Source organism: Carboxylicivirga marina (genome assembly GCF_016612505.1).
Taxonomy (GTDB): Bacteria; Bacteroidota; Bacteroidia; order Bacteroidales; family Marinilabiliaceae; genus Carboxylicivirga; species Carboxylicivirga marina.
Map to the genome: position 1 here is coordinate 36,333 of NZ_JAENRR010000029.1, position 18,965 is coordinate 55,297.

10 protein-coding genes are annotated in these 18,965 nt (G+C 40.0%); all 10 read right to left on the reverse strand.

Going from position 1 to position 18,965, the window contains the following annotated elements:
• Position 1 precedes the first annotated feature (1 nt).
• Positions 2-1,453 (reverse strand): sulfatase, encoded by a 1,452-nt coding sequence (locus tag JIV24_RS12815; RefSeq protein WP_200465448.1) that lies wholly within the window; start codon positions 1,451-1,453, stop codon positions 2-4.
• Between the two features lie 94 nt (positions 1,454-1,547).
• A complete protein-coding gene (locus JIV24_RS12820; protein ID WP_200465449.1) occupies positions 1,548-2,999 on the reverse strand; it encodes a sulfatase in 1,452 nt (483 codons plus the stop codon).
• Positions 3,000-3,099: 100 nt separating this feature from the next.
• The gene (locus JIV24_RS12825; protein ID WP_200465450.1) at positions 3,100-4,617 is read right to left on the reverse strand and encodes a sulfatase family protein; all 1,518 of its coding nucleotides are present in this window, start codon (positions 4,615-4,617) and stop codon (positions 3,100-3,102) included.
• Between the two features lie 27 nt (positions 4,618-4,644).
• Complete coding sequence (locus JIV24_RS12830; RefSeq protein WP_200465451.1) at positions 4,645-6,657, reverse strand: sulfatase; 2,013 nt, start codon at positions 6,655-6,657, stop codon at positions 4,645-4,647.
• Positions 6,658-6,688: 31 nt separating this feature from the next.
• Positions 6,689-8,167, reverse strand: coding sequence for a sulfatase (locus tag JIV24_RS12835; RefSeq protein ID WP_200465452.1), 1,479 nt, complete (start codon positions 8,165-8,167; stop codon positions 6,689-6,691).
• 18 nt (positions 8,168-8,185) lie between these two features.
• Positions 8,186-9,796 carry a sulfatase-like hydrolase/transferase gene (locus JIV24_RS12840; protein ID WP_200465453.1) on the reverse strand — a complete coding sequence of 537 codons (1,611 nt, stop codon included), beginning with the start codon at positions 9,794-9,796 and terminating at the stop codon, positions 8,186-8,188.
• Positions 9,797-9,799: 3 nt separating this feature from the next.
• Positions 9,800-11,503 (reverse strand): glycoside hydrolase family 9 protein, encoded by a 1,704-nt coding sequence (locus tag JIV24_RS12845; RefSeq protein WP_200465454.1) that lies wholly within the window; start codon positions 11,501-11,503, stop codon positions 9,800-9,802.
• A gap of 90 nt (positions 11,504-11,593) precedes the next feature.
• Positions 11,594-13,912, reverse strand: coding sequence for a glycoside hydrolase family 3 N-terminal domain-containing protein (locus JIV24_RS12850; protein ID WP_200465455.1), 2,319 nt, complete (start codon positions 13,910-13,912; stop codon positions 11,594-11,596).
• 86 nt (positions 13,913-13,998) lie between these two features.
• The gene (locus JIV24_RS12855; RefSeq protein WP_200465456.1) at positions 13,999-15,621 is read right to left on the reverse strand and encodes a RagB/SusD family nutrient uptake outer membrane protein; all 1,623 of its coding nucleotides are present in this window, start codon (positions 15,619-15,621) and stop codon (positions 13,999-14,001) included.
• A gap of 46 nt (positions 15,622-15,667) precedes the next feature.
• The gene (locus tag JIV24_RS12860; protein WP_200465457.1) at positions 15,668-18,796 is read right to left on the reverse strand and encodes a SusC/RagA family TonB-linked outer membrane protein; all 3,129 of its coding nucleotides are present in this window, start codon (positions 18,794-18,796) and stop codon (positions 15,668-15,670) included.
• Between the last annotated feature and the right edge of the window lie 169 nt (positions 18,797-18,965).

Below are 18,965 nucleotides of genomic sequence, written 5' to 3' on the forward strand. Positions count from 1 at the left end.
TCTATTTTTTCTTTTCTACAGCTTCATTAAAGAACACTTTTGACTTTTCCACCATTGACTTTCTTACCTCAGAATAGACAGCATCTCCTATCAGGTTTTTAGTTTCCAGAGGATCCTTCTGATAGTCATAAAGCTCTTCATCATCAATTAGTGAAGCATCATAAACTTGCCCCGAACGGAAATGCTCTGACATCCAAACAGTGTATCTGTAACGCGTATCCCGGAAAGTGTAACCCATACGATCAGGCCATCTGGTAAATTGACTAACTGCCATGGGTTTCACCTCAGTTCTATCTCCATTCATTATGGGCTCTAAACTAAGTCCATCGATGTAATTTGGTGTTTTAACATTGGCTAAATCACAGATGGTAGGAAACACATCAACAAATTCAGTTGGAGCATTGGTTGTTCCGACATACTTATCGTCCAAAGCGATAACAAGGGGTGAGCGGGTAGCCTGTTCAAAATTGGTGTGCTTGCACCACATATTATGATCACCCAGGTGCCAGCCATGATCACCCCACACAACGATTAGGGTGTTCTCACGTATACCTAATTTATCTAATTCATCAATTACCAGGCCTATCTGTTTATCGATAAAAGAAACACAGGCATAGTATCCATGTATCAGTTCCTTTTGCTTTTCAATGGAAATTGGCACATCAAAGTCCTTTGGCACATCTTCATACTGGCTGCGTACTTCCCAGCCTGGTTGATAAGCATAGTCCGGTGAACCTTCGGCTTTTTCGGTAAATGAAGCTGTTTTTATTTTGCTGCGGTCATATAAGTCCCAATATTTTTTAGGTGCAGCAAAAGGCAAATGAGGTTTATGAAAGCCCACAGCCAGAAAAAAAGGTTCATCATCAGAAGCCAGTTGTCGCATTAACTCAATTCCATCCAGTGCCATTCGACCGTCCATAGTTGTGGAATCAGCCACATCAGCACACTCAGTTGATACCCTTCTTGTTTCTTTCATGTATCCCCCTCCAACTACACTTGAGCCTTCCGCTTCCAAATAGGGTATTGACCATGATAAGGAATCATGCTTCTCATCCACCGATCGTTTATCAAACACTTTTCCAATAGCAGCTGTCTGATAGCCTTTGGAATGAAAATACTGTGGTAAAGTCACAATGTCTGGCTGCTTATCGCGAATAAATGTTTTTAAGTCCCATATCTGGGTATAATCCGGGCGTTTACCAGTTAAGATACTAGCCCGCGTTGGGGCACAAACAGCTTGCTGACAATGGTTATTATCAAAAACAAATCCTGTTTGAGCCAGTTTATCAAGATGGGGAGTATAAATTGTTTTATCCCCATACAATCCACCGATGGGTTTTAAATCATCTACCGCAATAAATAGGACGTTTCGTTTCTTCGATAATACACCTGCTTGTGATGGCATACTAATGCCAAAAACAAGCAAAAGCAATACTACTTTAATATTTTTCATTCTCATACTTTTACATTTTTTCAATGCCTAATTCCGTTGCTCAATTGATTATAAATATCTACTCTGAAGCAGCCTATAAACATTCCTTTCACAGCTAATCCCATTTGCTCTTTTTATTATCTGGCTTGAAATAAGCATCTACGGACACCCGCCAATCAATAATTTCTTTTTTTAATGAATCGGCAATATATGCGTGCGTCTCAATCAGGTTATTTTCTTCCTGGGGATCGTTTTCCAGGTTATACAATTCCATGTACCCTTTTTTATAAAAGTCGATAAGTTTGTAAGGACCCTTACGCACTGCAGAGCTGTAGTAATCGCCAGTACGTGCTGGTCGTGCCATGGCATTATGCCAAAAAATTGAACGATCAGGAACCGGGTTAGGTTCATTATCGAATAAAGATTTAAAGCTGACTCCATCTAAATGTTGCTGTGGTTGTAGATCTGCACCCACCATTTCCAACAATGTGGGGTACAAGTCGGCACCCGTTATCACAACATCACTGCTTGTTCCCCGTTTCTGTTTTTGGGGCCATTTTATCAACAATGGAACACGCACTCCTCCTTCATATAAATGCCCCTTACCTGCTCGTAAGGGATAATTCGATGTGGCCAACAATCGCTCTTCAGTGCCTGTATTGGACAAGCCTCCATTATCCGAAAAGAAAACGATAATGGTATTATCAGCGATATTCATTTCCTCCAATGCAAGCATGACTTGCTGAAGACTCTCATCAACACTCTTGACCATGCCGGCATATGTCGCATTATCCTGACGCATTTTGCTTAAGCCATGGCTTTCCTTTATATATTCCGGATGTTCAAATGTATGTTTCTCAATCTTGCGCTGATAGTAGTTCACATCTTCGTCCTTTGCTTCGATTGGCTCATGCACAGCATAATGAGAAAGCATGGCAAAAAAAGGCACATCTGGCATAGCATCTACGTGCTTTTCAATACAGTTTATGGTTTCGTGGGTTAAACGATCACTCAAATACTCCCCTTCTTCTCCCTCTTCGAGACCAACTATGGGTATGGTAAACTGGTGATGTGGCGGTTCATTATAAGGATAAAAATAGGAAATAGGAGCACCTGCTTTACCCCCTCCTATGTTTACATCAAACCCTTGATTATCGGGCATGCTTGGCCCACCCATACTTAAATGCCATTTACCGGTAAAGAAAGTAGCATATCCCGTCTCTTTTAGCGCTTCAGCAATGGTGAATTCCTCCAGCTTCATTTTACCCGGCCCTGGCCTTTTAATACGAGCGGGGTACTTGCCTGTTAATATGGAATAACGCGAAGGCACGCAACGAGGATGAGTAACATATGCATTGGTAAATTGGATACTCTCAGTCGCCAATTTGTCAATATTCGGTGTTTCGTAGACTGATGAACCATTATAGGCCACATCCATCCACCCCATATCATCCACCAGAAAAAATAATATATTTGGTTGTTTTTCCTGAGAATCAGGCGTGTTCGCTGTTATTTCTGTCATTAATAAGAAGCAGCTTACCAGAAAAAGTGAAATGAGCTTGTTCATAGAGTTTTTCATTTACAAAAATGGGGATGAAGCAACCTCCACCCCCACTTCCTAGATTATTATCTTAAAATTGCATTGTATCAATGCAGCATGATTTTCATTAATACTGATCTGAATGACGATAATCGCCATAAGGATTCTTCACGGTACGTTTTAATGGAATATTCATTCCCTGAGTTTCTTCCAACCAACCATATAAATCAGAAGCCAACTGTTTAGCTACCTCAGCATACTCTGGATTACCCATCAGATTGTATTTCTCCTCAGGATCGTTAATAATATCATATAATTCGTTCTGATCCCAGATACCCTGGTAACGCATGTACTTATACTGGTCGGTACGAACACCAAATACGGTTGGTGTCATTGGGAAATCATACTCCCAGAAATACTCATAATAAACACGTGTTCTCCAATCGGTTTCATCCCCCTGAAGCAACTGAACAAATGACTTTCCAGGCATATAATCCGGTTTCTTTAATCCGGCTACTTCAAGAATCGTTGGTGCCACGTCCACATTTTGCACCATACGCTCTATGTTTTTTCCCCCTTTAAAAATTTCAGGACAACGCACCAACATTGGCACTTTAACTGATTCCTCGTAGAAGTGACGTTTATCGATCAAACCATGTTCACCCCAACTAAAGCCATTATCACCCATATAAATCACTAAGGTTGATTCGTCTAATCCATTTTCTCTTAACCAACCCATCACCGAACCAATACTTTCGTCAACGCCGAGCAATGTCTCACAATATTTCTGAAGATTGCCATCGAAAGTGCCATTCGTACCATGGTACATATAATCAACTCCGTGCCAGCTATGACGTTGCTGTTTAACCCACTCAGGCCATTTCAGGTCTTTATACTCTTCACCAATGGTCTGTGTATAGGTTGAAGGCTTTTCAATCGTTTTTCCATCATAAACACCATCATGTCGTTTGGCTGGCTTAAATAAGGCATGCACCGCCTTATGCGACAAATACATGAAAAATGGTTTTTCTTGATCACGCTCATCCAACCACTCTAAGGCGTGTTCGGTCAATAAGTCAGTGACATAAGTATCGTCATCGTACTGAACTCGTTCACCATTAATATTTAAATTAGGCGCATAGTAATCGCCTTGTCCCTTAAAGCTTTCCCAATGGTCAAATCCCGGACGTGGATCATCATGCTCATCACCCATGTGCCATTTCCCAAAGAAACCTGTCTGGTAACCGGCTTTCTGCAGATATTGTGGAAAATAAATAAGATTTCCAGGATCGGGTGCATGGTTATCAACCAATGTGTGTACATGTGAGTATTGCCCGGTAAGGATACTTGCTCTACTAGGGGAACATAAAGAAGTAGTGACGAAGGCATTTTTCATATAAGCCCCTTCACTGGCCAATTTATCCATTTCTGGCGTTTCTAACCAAGGTACTTTACCGGTAAATCCCATATAATCATAACGATGGTCATCGGTTAGGATAAAAATGACATTCCGCCTTTGCTTGCCATCTTTAAGTGTTTCTAATTGAAGATTGGTTTCACTAGTCTCTTCTTTCGAACAATTAGGTTTGCAACTACTCAATATGGCAACTGCTAGCATCAATATGGGATAGAAATAATGTCTCATGCTTATCTTTTTATGCGAGGTTTATATTTATTTAATCTCAGTTCTTAGTCCCCATATGTGATACTCTCCTGTGCCTGTAAATGATAATTTTACTGGATAGGTGCCATCCTTCTCGACTGTAAACCTTATTATTTGCTCCTTTTTGCCGTTGCTGGCAGGTAGTTTTCTTGTGATGCGATAGTTGTCTACGGGACCAAGGTTGATTTTCATCTCCGGCCCTTTACTATACAGCTTCAATACCAATGTGGTGCCTGCCTTTAATTCCAAACCCTTTTTGTATTTCATCTGTAAGTCCCATGAATTTTCTCCCAGCGCCTCAACATTGGCTACTAAAACCTCATTCTCGATGGTGAAATCAGCTTTGGCTCCTTTACGCTCAATCGTTCCCCAGTTATCGTCAAAAGTAGTTCCTATTTCAATAGTGGGTTTATTTCCAATAGTGGATTTATTTTCCACCTTCGACTTATTTTCTGTTGCTGATGAGGTAGAAGAAGTTTTTAATTCGCTGTTTTGCTGTATCACAAAGTCAATAAATACCTGTACCAACTGCCTCTTAACGGTTTCATATTTAGCCTTGTTGTATAAATTAGTTGTCTCCAATTCATCCATCTGGTAATCATATAATTCACCGGCAACAATTTCATCACCTCTTAATGGTTTAGAGGTATTCCAACCATCCTTCATCCATAGGGTTAATCGAAAACGATCGCTTCGGATGGAATATCCTTTTTTCTTACCTCGGTTGAATTGACTTACCGCTACTGGTTTTACCATTTCATCATTATCCTTAAAGGCAGGAACCAAACTAAGCCCTTGTAATTGACTAGGTGTTTTAAGGCCTGATAATTCGCATAAGGTTGGGAAAACATCAATAAACTCAGCAGGGTGGGCATAAGTACCGGCCTCAAAACCTGGCGCAGTTATAATTAAAGGCACGCGCGTTGCCTGCTCAAAATTAGAGTGCTTGCACCACATTGAATGATCGCCCAAATGCCAGCCATGATCACCCCAAAGCACCACCACTGTATTCTTATCCAGACCTGTTTCTTTTAACTTGGCCATCACTTTACCCACTTGCGCATCAATGTAGGAGATAGCTGCATAGTACCCATGGATTAGTTCCTTCTGCTTATCATCAGGCAACTCCATTGTATTTATATCAGTAAACGAACTCAATGGAGGAATATCGGTATAGCTCTGTAGCTCACCTGAATTGTGATACGCCATATTAACTCCATCCTTAACCGGATATGGATACTTCGCTAATTCTATTTCATCGCGCTTATATAACTCCCAATACTTGGTAGGGGCAGCAAATGGTAAATGAGGTCGTTTAAAACCTACTCCTAAAAAGAAGGGTTTGCTCTTTTCCTTTGAAAACTGATCAATGTATTTAATCGCATTGTTGGCGATCTGCCCATCAATATAGGCCTCATCGGGCACATCAGCCATTTCAACCGATGGTTTAAAACGATCTGATACGTATTTGTGCACGTTAACACCTTTCTTACGAGCCTCGGCTTCCAAAGCGTGTACCTTTTCTTTACGGTCTTTTAAGGCATAATACGACAAGCCAGGTTCGCCATATTCTGCAGGGTAAATATATTTCGAACTTTCTTTATAAGGGATACTCCAGGATGGCTTATCGTATTCCTTATCAACACAACGAGGATCATAGATTTTACCTACTGCCACCGTTTCGTATCCATTATTTTTAAAAAATTCGGGCATGGCCAATATATCAGGATTGACATCGCGCATGCGTGTTTTTAAATCCCATACACCCGTATAGTCAGGTCGCATCCCGGTCATTATGCTGGCTCGTGATGGTCCACACACCGCTTGCTGACAATGTGCATTGGTAAATATTACGCCTGAGTTTGCTAATTCATCCATGTGCGGAGTCACCATAAAATCAGCTCCATAACTACCTGTTAAAGGTTTCATGTCGTCAATAGCGATAAACAATACATTGGGGCGCTCTTGTGCATTTAAATTAAACGCAATCGTTAGAACAATTAAGGAAATCCATTTCTTCATATCGTTGTATATTTCTTTTATTCTATTTTTTTTAATCCTCTAAGCCGTCGTGCTCCAATGCTATATTGTATTGAAAATCACTATGCAATATTGCATGTAAACGATCAACAACATGGGTATATGCAGCCTGCTCTGCCACATTCACTTCTTCTTTACTATCCAGTGAATGATCGTATAAAGCCCGGGCAATTACCTCATTGTTATTGACACTCAGAAGCTCGGTATAACTATACTGTAATGTTTTAATTGTATAGGCATTTCGGTTATTAATCAAAACATAATCCTTTCCTTCCAAACCGTGATCTTTAAGCAAGGGAAGCATACTGGTACCATCCAATTGCTCAGGTGCATTATCTAATTGGCAGAGTTCTACCAGAGTTGGATACAGATCAACCAACTCAACCAAAGCCTGTGTATTGCCATTGCCGTTAATTGTTGGCGATGCAATAATCAATGGCACTTGTGTTGATGTTAAATGGTAGGTCCATTTCCCCCACTGCCCGTGTTCCTGCAAATTAAATCCATGGTCGGCTACCAACACAACAATGGTATTTTTATCCAACTCTAACTCCTCGAGTTTAAGTAGTATTTGACCAATTAATGCATCAACATAACTAACAGTGGCATAATACCCATGAATTAGTGAGATGGCCATTTCATCGTTCAGTCTCTCATCTAGTGGAGGAATACCTGTATACTGCCTCAGCTCATGTGATGCAAAACGCAAAGCCTCAGGTTCAGAAGCAGCTGCCTTATTATTTAGCGGTTGATTTACCTCTGTCCGCTTATAATTTTCCCAATGACGTGCCGGCGCATTGAAAGGTAAATGGGGACTTATAAATCCTGCAGTTAATAAAAATGGTTGATGAGTATCCTTTAACTTTTCTAAGTCCTTAAGTACTTTTTTTGTCATCAAGCCATCAATATATGCTGAATCAGGCACATCAGCTTTTTCAAATGCAGGACCACGATTGGTAGCTTTATATATTCCGGCATTATCAGCATTGAGGTAATCGCGCCATAATGATTCCCACCAATCAGTGGGCTTTAGTCCTTCAGGGTTTTCATCAAAAGCATAAGGGCGCCACACTTCATCCCAATCACTCATGCGATCATCCAGATGATGATATATTTTACCATTAGAGATGGTTGTATAGCCATTTTGCTTAAATAATTGAGGCAATGTTATTACCCCGGCTGCATCATTCTGAACGAATGTTTTATAATCTCGAAACCGATGTTGAGTTGGCCGCAAACCAGTAAGCATACTAGCACGTGAGGCACCACACACGGCTACATTACAATAGGCATTGTTAAACTGTACACCTTTGGCTGCCAGGGCATCAATATTAGGTGATTGAATATGCTCTTGTCCATAACAAGCCAACTCAGGCCTTAAGTCATCCATGTACAAAAGCAAGACATTTGGTTTTTCAGCCACCTTGTTACACGATAATAACAAGGTGATTAAAAAACCTAGCAAACCTACTCTGTATATCAAATTACCCATTTTTTTATGGCTATGTACTTAGTCTGTTTTTAACTCACCAAAATTTCCAGGAATATTCCTGATGTGTTTTTTTAACTCATCCTGCATTTCCTGCAAAACCTTTTGATACTCTTCTGAACCAGCCAGGTTATTTTGCTCACCTGGATCAGCCTCTAAATCATAGAGCTGATCAGCCATTGCATAAGATGGATAACGTTGTGAAGCTGGAAATTCAGCATCACCTCCACCTGGTATTATCTGTACATGGCCAAAAGGTAAGGTAGGATCCGTATTATTTGGCTCTTTGCCTCTGATGGCTAACTTCTTATTATAAGCTTCCAGAATTTCAACACGCTCTTCATCGGTGATATCCTTCACCCATTGCGGATATCTTAAAGCGATGTACTTGTATTTTCCTTTCCTAACACCTCGGGTGTATCCAATTTCAAAATACATGGATTCATGCATGTTGCTTTTCTTTCCTTCTAACTCATTCAAAAAGCTTTTGCCATCCATTTCTTTCATATCAGTGCTGGCATTGACCATATCCATGATGGTCGGTAAAAAGTCAACGTTCGACACCAACTTATCACTAACACTTCCACCCTTAAATCCTCCACTCTTCCATATCACACTTGGATTAGCAGTTGCTCCCTGGTAAACCGATCCTTTGGCATATTGCCCATGATCGTTAAAAAAGAAAATGATGGTATTGTCGAACTTTCCTTGCTCTTTCAATGATTGAATCAGTGCACCAAGAGCATCATCCATCCACAGTATATTGGCTGTTTTATTATTAACCGGCAAATCCGCTTTTTTCAAACGCGTTGGGATGGTCGATTGCTTCGGTAAAACATCTGGCACTTTATCTAATCTCCCAGTTGGAATAATGTGTCGATCGGCATTCCACGAACGATTGGCAGCAGTTGGCCCATGCGGCAATGTGGTTGCAAAATACAAAAAGAAAGGATCGTCATTGGTTTGTTCAATAAAATTGATTGCTGCCTCTGCTGACCAATCCAGGTTATGCACTGCAATGCTCATAGGCCCATTGAAATCCGGATTTTCATAATACAAACCTTCAGCATAATCGAAACCATTTTTCAAATATGCCTCTTGGGTTAGTTTGTAGTTATTACGCTGCTGTTCCAATACCCTGTAATCACTGGTATCGGCCGTTAAAGGCACTTTTTTCCAAGCTTCTACTTCGTAGACATGATTTTTTCCGGTAGCACCGGTAAAATAGCCTTCGCTCTGAAGTATACTTGCCATGTTTGCCTCACCCGGCATGATGTGCGTATTCCATTCAACCACACGCTGATTATCATTTTTCTTAACTTGTTTAAGAAATTCAGGGTTAGTGGCTCTACTGGCATATTTGCCTGTTAACACATTGAAACGACTTGGTGTACACACGGTAGCACTCACATGTTGTCCCATCATGATCACTCCCTCATTAGCTAACATATCCAGATTCGGCGTCAGGTTTTTCCCTTTACCTTCAGGCAGGAAATTAAACATATCGCGCGTCATATCATCAGCCACAAAGAACACAATATTGGGTCGTGACTCTTCTTTTTTATGCTGATTACAAGCTGTAGTTGCTAACTGAAAGATCGCCAAAAATATAATTACAAAGTTCTTCTTCATTACTTATTGGTTTGAATAAATAGCATCGAGACCTAATACAACAAATACAGCTGGAGCATTCCAATTAATAGCCACCTCATTGGTTGAATAACTACAAACTTTATCGACATAACTCATAGCAGGTAGTTTTGTACCATAGGTTTCTTCACCACAGTCACCCTGTACTGTATTCGTTGGTCCTCCAGAAAGCAATCCGGGAATAGGTGCTTCTATGCCATCAGCCTCACAGCGTCTGTCATGCAAGAACATCACTCTATTTTTTCCATAACCACTTATAAAGCATTTATCTAATGGATTAGCTCCTAATACATATGACACACATGCATCGGCTACTTGAAGGTATTTTTTATCACCGCTTATCAGGTAAGCATTGATCAATAACATACCGTCATTCATCACTTCACCATTACTTCCCCATGGAAATTTGACGATTGAAATTTTATATGCTGAATTATCATATTGGCCGAATAATTTATCGGCAATTCTTGTAATATGTTTCTCTGCTTTCTTAACATGCAAATCGTCAGCACTGTCTTTATCTGCCAAAATGCTTAACAAGGCAAGGCTGTTAACACGTCGCCACTCCGGACGCATAAATTGTTGCTCCTCAAAGTTGATGTGTTTCTTATACTTCTTATCACCTGTCGTCAGGTATAATTCTGAAGCCGCCCAAAACCATTCGTCAGTGATATGTTTATCATCATACTGACCGGTTTTAATATCCTTTGGTTGAACATACAAGACTGCAGGATTAGCTTTACACCAGTTCCAGGCCATTTCAGCAGCCTTAACACATTTCTCCGACAACTGCTTAAGTTCCTTATTTTCATTCTTTAAAATGCGTGCTGCTTTTGACATGGTAGCTGCAAAATCAAGCGTAGCAGCCGTTGTTTTCATCACCACATATCTGTCAGCCTTATCTTTTACAGGCATAATCATTCCGCAAAAGGACTTAGTGGTCAGCTTGTGATACACTCCCCCATCATTGGAATCTTGCATGGTCAACATCCATTTTAGATTAACCAATGTCTCATCCAGTATATCCGCTGTATTATTACCTGATTCAGGAATGTTGCTATTTACCGTTTTTAAATGTTCAGAAAAAAGTTCATAGGCATGTAACAAGGTGTAGGTGGTAATACTTGAATTGACAATATACTTCCCGTAATCTCCTGCATCGTACCAGCCTCCAGGAGATACAATAGTACTTTGCTCAGGACGCTTGCTACTTGCTGCAGAAGCATGTATAATTACTTTATCATCCGGATGACCTGCTTCACGCGCATAAATTCCCGCATGTTTCTCAAGTATTGGTTCACTGGCCCTGGCCATGTAATAAGATTTTAACAAGTCAATACCTACTTTATTATAGGCTTTATTGTCAATTACAAATTCAATCTCCTGTTGAAGATCAGCCATCACTAATTGATACTTACCATTGCTATTCAATTCACTGACATCTGCCACGGTCACCTTTGTTCCGGAATATTCCCATGCCTTAGCTTTACCTGTTTTAGAAAGCAATACCTCATCGCCCTTCTCGTCTAATACTTTAAATTCGGCATTAGCTAATTCGGCAGGTAGAAATACATGTTTAACCGATTGAGGCTGGTAGGCATATTGGTTCAAATGTTGAGCATGAGCTGTAAAAAAACAAGTGCTTATGATTACTAGTATAGCTGTGATGTAAACGAACGACTTATACATATTTCCAGAATTATTTTAATACTAATATTATATTTTAAGCTGTTAAGATTAAAAGAATGGGAAACCAATCGTCTGCCCATCCTGAATAATTTATTTAACAGAAAACGATACCTTCAATAGATCCTTATCAGCAGATGATGCGCCTACCATTGCTACAAATTCCCCGGCATCAATGGTTGGTTTAAAACCTGCATCTAAATATTCTAACATGTCGGGTGTAATTGTAAACGAAACTTTTTTAGTTTCACCGCCTTTTAATGAAATACGCTTGTAAGCTTTCAACTCTTTAACTGGTCTTGTAATTGGGCAGTACTTATCATTCAGGTATAACTGCACAACCTCTACCCCATCACGTTCAGATGTATTGCTTACCTCAACATTCAGTGTTAAAGTCTCATTGCTGGCTATTACTTGCTTATCCAACTTTAAATTGTTGTATTCGAATGACGCATAACTTAAACCGTGACCAAAAGGAAACAATGGCGTTGACTCGGAATCAACATACTTATGAAAATAATGTGTTGGTTTGTGGTTATAAACAGCCAGTTGATGTCCAACGCTTCTTGGTATGGTGATTGGCAATTTGGCCGATGGATTCACCTCTCCATAAATAATTTGAGCTAAGGCCTCGCCTCCTTTGCAACCTGGCTCCCAGGCTTCAATAATAGCCGGAATGTTGTCGGCAATCCACTCTGTTCCTAAAGGACGTCCATTAACAAAAACCACAATAGTAGGTGTCCCCGAACGATATACGCTCTCAACCACTTCTTGCTGAAGTCCGAATAATTCGATACTTGAACGCCCTGAGTTTTCACCACAAGTTTTATTGCTCCAATTCCATCGGAAAGAATTTTCGCCAACCACAACTATCGCTAATTCGGCCTTTTTAGCACGGTGATAAGCTGTTTTCACATCGCTTGCCGACATGTTTCTTAAATCGCTTCCCACATCGAGGAAGTCGAAGGCACAATCAGCATCGGCTTGTTGCAGTCCTTCCAGTACTGTTGTGAAATTATCTTGTGGCTGTGGCCAGGTCCAGTCACCTAAAATGGTTTCGTTATTAGCATTTGGCCCGGTTACAAATATGCGTTTGTATTGCCCTTTCTGTATGGGTAAAATATTTTCGTTCTTTAACAGGATGATTGATTTTTGAGCGGCCTCAAGCGCCGTGGCCTGATGTTGTGCATTAAATAGAACAGCTTCTGTTTCTTTGGTATCTACAAAACGTTTTTCGAATAAGCCCAGTTTAAACTTTGCTTCCAGCAACCTACGCACGCTTTGATCGATTCGTTCTTCTGTTAATCTTCCTTCTTTAACCAGTTCAATGATTGGCTCGATAAAATCTGGCCCATGCATGTGCATGTCCATGCCAGCATCAACAGTTTGATAACATGCTTCTTTTTGATTTTCAGCTACGAAATGACGGGTGGCCAGACGCTCAATATCCATCCAGTCACTGACAATAAAACCTTCAAAGCCCATTTCGTTACGAAGCACTTCGCTCATCATCCATTTATCGGCATGACAAGGCACGCCATTTAGTTCGTTATGAGCCGTCATGACCGAGAATACACCCGCATCTACAGCTGCTTGATAAGAAGGTAAGTGAATTTCGCGAATGGTGCGCTCAGATAAATCTGTGGGAGCACCATTTAAACCATTAATGGATTCGCTACCTGCAATGAGGTGCTTAGCGCAGGCAATAACATTAAAGCTATCGGCATAAACAGTATTTTGCAAGCCTTCAATCATGGCAACGCCCATATCTGATACTAAAAGTGGGTCTTCTCCAAAGGTTTCGCCAACCCGGCCCCAACGGGGTTCGCGTGCCACATCAATATTGGGCGTAAATGTCCAGGCAGCCCCGGTCATTCGCATTTCTTTAGCGGTTTGAACAGATAGTTTTTTCACCAGGGTGGTGTCCCATGAACTGGCCAGTCCAATAGGGGTAGGATATACAGTGGCACCATTAACCAATGCTGTTCCATGTATGGCATCAATACCAATGAGCAATGGGATTTGCAAACGGCTTTTCAACGCCAATGTTTGTAGATAGTTGGCTTCTTCTACATCCACAACGTGTAAGAATGAGCCAATCTGACCTTCTTCAACCAACTTTACAACATCACTGGAGTGCAAGTCGGGATAAAAACCATGTGCATCACTCTTCTCCATCTCCTCTTTCGTGAGGTTTTGCTCAGCCTTTTTCATGTGATCAAGACCTACATACTGACACATCTGCGCTACTTTTTCTTCTAATGTCATGCGTTCCATCAAGTCGTTAACACGCACCGCAATGGAGTTACCAGCGTCCAGATAGGCGGGTGAATCACTCGTTTCACTTGTCGTTTGACAACTGAAAAAGGCAAGGCCTAGGCACAACAATAAAATATATCGTAAATACAACATGGGCAATGTTTTAAAAATAAGTAAGGATGTAAGGTATCCTCCTCTCAATAGATGAGAGGAGGAATTATATTAGGTATTTTTATTAATTAGTAACCAGGATTCTGATCTTCGATTCCAATGGCGTTATTTGATTGAATTACTGTTGCCGGAATTGGCAATAACAAGTTTCTTTCGACGCTTGAAGCATCAGTAGGGAAATAAAAGTCATTCGCAGATTTAAAAATTCCAGATCCATAAATAGACTGCCCTTCAGGAGACTTTATATAATCTAAATTATCATTGTGTGCATTAAAAATCTTCGTCAAATAATCAACACCTCGTCTTCTGGCGTCGAACCAAGTATGCAACTCGCCCACGAACTCGACTAAACGTTCATCCATGATGGCGTCCGTCAAATCTTCTTTACTTGTAAAGTCGGCTGCAGTATAATCAGCAGGCAAACCTGTATTACCGCTATTACGGCTTCTCTCTCTAATATCATTCAAATAGTCAATAGCAGTTTGGGACAAAGGATTGATCTCATTTTCAGCCTCAGCAGCAATCAGATACATTTCTGCCAAACGACAAACGATAAAATTATTACCTGCTGTGTTTCTATTTAATGAACCTGGATCATTCCACTTGTTGATACCTGGATAAAACAGGTAACTTGTAGCTTTGTCATTAATTTTAGTACCTTTTTTAATAGGGTAAGTTATGGCAGTTGTTCCTCCATAACGGTTCCATGTTGTTAACGCACCAAGATTCATACGAGCATCTTCAACACCACCTACAGCAGCTAACATCCGGTCATAGGGTGCTCGCAATACGATGATACGTCCCCAAGCTTCCAAACTAGCACCTTCTGTAGTCTTGTGAGGTCCTTTAATATTTGGGAAAGCACAACCGCCATCAGGTACTGTCGCAAAAGCTAACTCAAAAATTGACTCTGAAGAGAATTCCTTCGACAAATCAAACAGGTCATCAAAATTTGGCACTAAACTATATTTTGTAGACGTAATTACTTCTACGGCATAATCACGAGCTTTAGTCCAATCCTCAACAGCATTAGTCTCACTAGCTATGCGAAGGTATAATTTGGCCAGAAACGCTTTAGCTGCCCACTTTGATGGCATCGCACTAACTTCTTGAGCCTCATACAAAAATCCCCAGGCCTCTATTAAATCTTTCTCAATTTGTTGAAATACAGCTTCCTTTGTTGCTCTTGGCACATGAGATTCTTCCTCACTCAGAATTGGTTCCAAAACCAAAGGTGTTCCGCCGTACATTCTCACCAAGTTAAAATAACTGACTGCTCTTGAAAACAAAGCAACACCTCTGGCATTTTTAGCGATATCAGTTTCTGGTACAGAATCGGTTGTTGAAATCACAAAATTGGCCGAGGCAATCGTTTCATACATGCCATCATAGGTTTTATCAATCCAGGCTGTACCAGGAGTCACCTTCATCTGAGCTAACGGTTTAGCTGAGTTTGCACCAGCTCTTCTTCCTGTTAAACCGGAATGAAAACCAAGAACCTGATGTAATTGAGCACTGTAATAATTATATGATCCAAAAGACTTAAGAACTCCCAGAACCACCGCATTTGCCGATTCCGGCGTTGCGTAGATATCTTCCACTGTTCTGGTATCATATACCTCCTCTTCCAACATGTTTTCACAAGAAGAAAAAGTTAATAACGCGATTATTATATATATAAAATTTTTCATTTGCTTACAATTTTCTTTTACCATTAATCAAGTGAATAATAGCTCATTAAAAAATGATATTTACACCTCCAACATACGAACGAACCGCAGGGAATGAGTTCATATCAATACCTACTTTTCGTGGATTACCTCTAAATGCATCCACTTCCGGATCAAAACCTGAATAATCCGTTATAGTAAGCAAGTTAGCTCCTGTTGCAAATACCTTAACACTCTGTATAAAACTCACGCTTGGTTTAAATGTGTAAGATAATGTGACGTTACTTAGTTTAAGGAACGATGCATCTTCCACCCAGCGATCAGTATAAACTGCCGAGAAGGTATTGCTTTGATAATCTAAACGAGGATGTGTATTGCTAGGAGCATCACTTCTCCAGGCATTCACATAGGCATCTTCTATTTTGTTGGTTGCTGAAATGTGGAAATTATTTGAACGTGCATAATTGGCATTAAACACATCTCTTCCTTTTACTCCTGTAAACAAGAAGTTAAGGTTAAAGCCCTTGTAATCAACCGAACCTGTTATACCATAAACAAAGTCAGGGTTTGGATCTCCAATAATTGTTTGATCCTGGTCATCGATATTACCATCAGGTGCATCAGGAATACCATCACCATCAGTATCAACTGTTAATTGATCAACAAACTTGATATTTCCTACAGGTAATGCTTCGCCATAATAAGTTGGTAGATCACCGCTATCAACATCTTCCTGCTGAATAATACCATCGGTTTGGTAACCATAGAATACTCCTACAGCTTCTCCTTCTCTAAAAATATTAACAGGCGCTTTAATCTCCTCATTATTACCAATTTGCTCACCAAAGTAGGTTACGCCTCCCATGTCAAGAATCTCATTACGATTTAATGAGAAGTTTCCTCCTAAATTGATTTTCCAATCACTGTTTTGAAGCAAGGTAGCATTTAAACTCAATTCAATACCTCTGTTCTGAACTGACCCAAGATTAATCCATTGGTAAGCATATCCTGCCGATGCAGGCAATGTTACTCGCTGCAACTGATTTTTACTGTATTTGTCGTAAGCGTCAATCGTTAAAGTATAACGCTGTTCCATAAAACCGAAGTCTAATCCTAGGTTAATTTGTTCTGAAGTTTCCCAGGTTAAATTTGGATTCCCAAGTTGGCCAGGTACCAATATTTTTTGTGGATTTCCATTATCATCTGGCTGAGTGGCAAAATTAAATGTACTACGTGTGGCATAAGCAGGTACATTACTACTTCCCACTTGTCCCCATCCAGCACGAACTTTTAGATTAGAGAAAACGTTTAAGTTTTTCACAAAACTCTCTTCACTTACTCTATATGCCGTAGAGAAAGATGGGAAGAAAGCGCCCTTCATGCCTTCACCTAATTTATTCGAGTAATCCTGACGACCAGTAGCAGTTACATTCACTTTTCCTTTGTAACTATAATTCATTCTGAATAGCAAAGACTGGTATTTAATGTTCTGTCGGGTTGTATAATCAATCACCTGAACTGCACCACCATGCATAGCATCTGATTCTAAAAAGTCATCAATAAAAAATGTTGAAGTTAGTTTATAACGATCCAATATTTTTTGATCTGCAGTTCCACCGATTGTTCCATTAAAACGGTGCTTGTCAAAATTGTAATTAAACTTCACCAATAAATCAGCTACCCAGTGGAAACTTTCAGTTCCAAACTTCTCGCCTAATCCACCTACTTCTTCTCCTCTTCTGATTCCGCGTCCGAAATAACGAGAGCGCGCTTTATTTTTATAATCCGAACCTAATCTTCCTTCTAACTTGATATTCTTATGCAAGTCGTAGTTTAACGCGATCTTTGACACAAACAAGTTTTCAATCCCCTTATCTGTATGGTCATTTATCCAGTTTTCAGGAGAATTGAACATCTCATCCGGATCAAAATTTCCTTCCTCATCTACAGCTACATTTTCCAATGGTTGAGAATAAACAATAGAACCAACCATCGATCTGTTACCACCAAGTATCTCAGTCCCTACGGTCATGTCATTCTCTATACGTGCTGCATTAAAGTTGGTCGTTAACTTCAATTTATCTGTAATCATGCGGTTATTATTTAATCGCATATCGTACTTTGTAAAACCAGTACTTTTAATAACACCATCTGAATTCAAATAACCCATCGAAAAGAAAGTATTTGACTTCTCATCAGCTTTAGCAAAAGAGATACGATGATTCTGAGTAAATGCTGGCTCAAAAAATTCCTCCTGCCAATCGCGAGGTCTGATCTCTACGGTATCAGGATAGGTATAACTAATATCCCCAACCATTCCGTCAGCGACCCATTCCAATGAATCCATTTCATTCATATAGTCAGCATACATATTCCCATCCATCATAGGTAATTTCCTATTCACCTCTGAGAAACTGAAACTATTGCTATACGTAATGGTTCCCTTTTTACCCTTCTTACCTTTCTTAGTTGTTATTAAGATAACGCCATTAGCACCACGGGCACCATAAATAGCAGTCGCAGATGCATCCTTTAGGATTTCCATGTTCTCGATATCCTCTGGAGATAAGAAAGCAAATGGGTTACTGGCTGCCATTCCAACTGTACTTGATGCACCTGAAACATCACCTTCGGTATCAAGAATCATTCCATCAACCACATATAAAGGCTGTGTGCTTCCTGACATGGATCCATTACCCCGAACCTGAATATCAATTGCACCACCTGGAACACCTGAAGCATTTCTCACATATACACCAGCTGCGCGTCCTTGAATTAATTGATCAACAGAAGGCATACCTGTTTCTCCTGCGTTTTTAAATGACACCGAGGCAACACTACCTGTCAAGTCACTTTTTTTCATTTCTCCATACCCCACAACAACAACTTCATCCAGATCAGTCATATCCTCTCTTAATATTACTTTGAGAGAAGATTTACCTTGTGAACTTACTTCCTGGCTTGTAAAACCGATGAATGAAAACACCAACACATCACTATCGGTTTGTGTTTTTAGTGTAAAATCACCATTCAAGTCGGTAATAGTACCAATTGTTGTTCCTTTTATGGCTATAGATACACCTGGCAGGCTAGCGCCAGATTCATCTGTAACATTACCTGTTATAGTTTTGCCTCCCTGAGCATAACTCAAAGCTGAAACAAACAGGACTAATAATCCTAACAGTACTTTTTTCATAAAACTTTATTATTAACGTTTAATTTTACACTGCAATGATACAGGGTTAATTGTTAAAATATGTTTTAAAAATCGTTCATTAAAGGTGTAACATTGATTCAACCCCACATTCAACACAAGTTATAACCAACTAATATCCTGCCAACTAGCTAAATTCAAACATTTCACC

What these genes read in the sequence shown, in the direction of transcription:
- JIV24_RS12825 (WP_200465450.1), bottom strand. Translation starts at nt 4,617, where the DNA reads ATGAGACATTATTTCTATCCCATATTGATGCTAGCAGTTGCCATATTG.
- JIV24_RS12850 (WP_200465455.1), bottom strand. Translation starts at nt 13,912, where the DNA reads ATGTTGTATTTACGATATATTTTATTGTTGTGCCTAGGCCTTGCCTTT.
- JIV24_RS12830 (WP_200465451.1), bottom strand. Translation starts at nt 6,657, where the DNA reads ATGAAGAAATGGATTTCCTTAATTGTTCTAACGATTGCGTTTAATTTA.
- JIV24_RS12845 (WP_200465454.1), bottom strand. Translation starts at nt 11,503, where the DNA reads ATGTATAAGTCGTTCGTTTACATCACAGCTATACTAGTAATCATAAGC.
- JIV24_RS12855 (WP_200465456.1), bottom strand. Translation starts at nt 15,621, where the DNA reads ATGAAAAATTTTATATATATAATAATCGCGTTATTAACTTTTTCTTCT.
- JIV24_RS12835 (WP_200465452.1), bottom strand. Translation starts at nt 8,167, where the DNA reads ATGGGTAATTTGATATACAGAGTAGGTTTGCTAGGTTTTTTAATCACC.
- JIV24_RS12840 (WP_200465453.1), bottom strand. Translation starts at nt 9,796, where the DNA reads ATGAAGAAGAACTTTGTAATTATATTTTTGGCGATCTTTCAGTTAGCA.
- JIV24_RS12820 (WP_200465449.1), bottom strand. Translation starts at nt 2,999, where the DNA reads ATGAACAAGCTCATTTCACTTTTTCTGGTAAGCTGCTTCTTATTAATG.
- JIV24_RS12815 (WP_200465448.1), bottom strand. Translation starts at nt 1,453, where the DNA reads ATGAAAAATATTAAAGTAGTATTGCTTTTGCTTGTTTTTGGCATTAGT.
- JIV24_RS12860 (WP_200465457.1), bottom strand. Translation starts at nt 18,796, where the DNA reads ATGAAAAAAGTACTGTTAGGATTATTAGTCCTGTTTGTTTCAGCTTTG.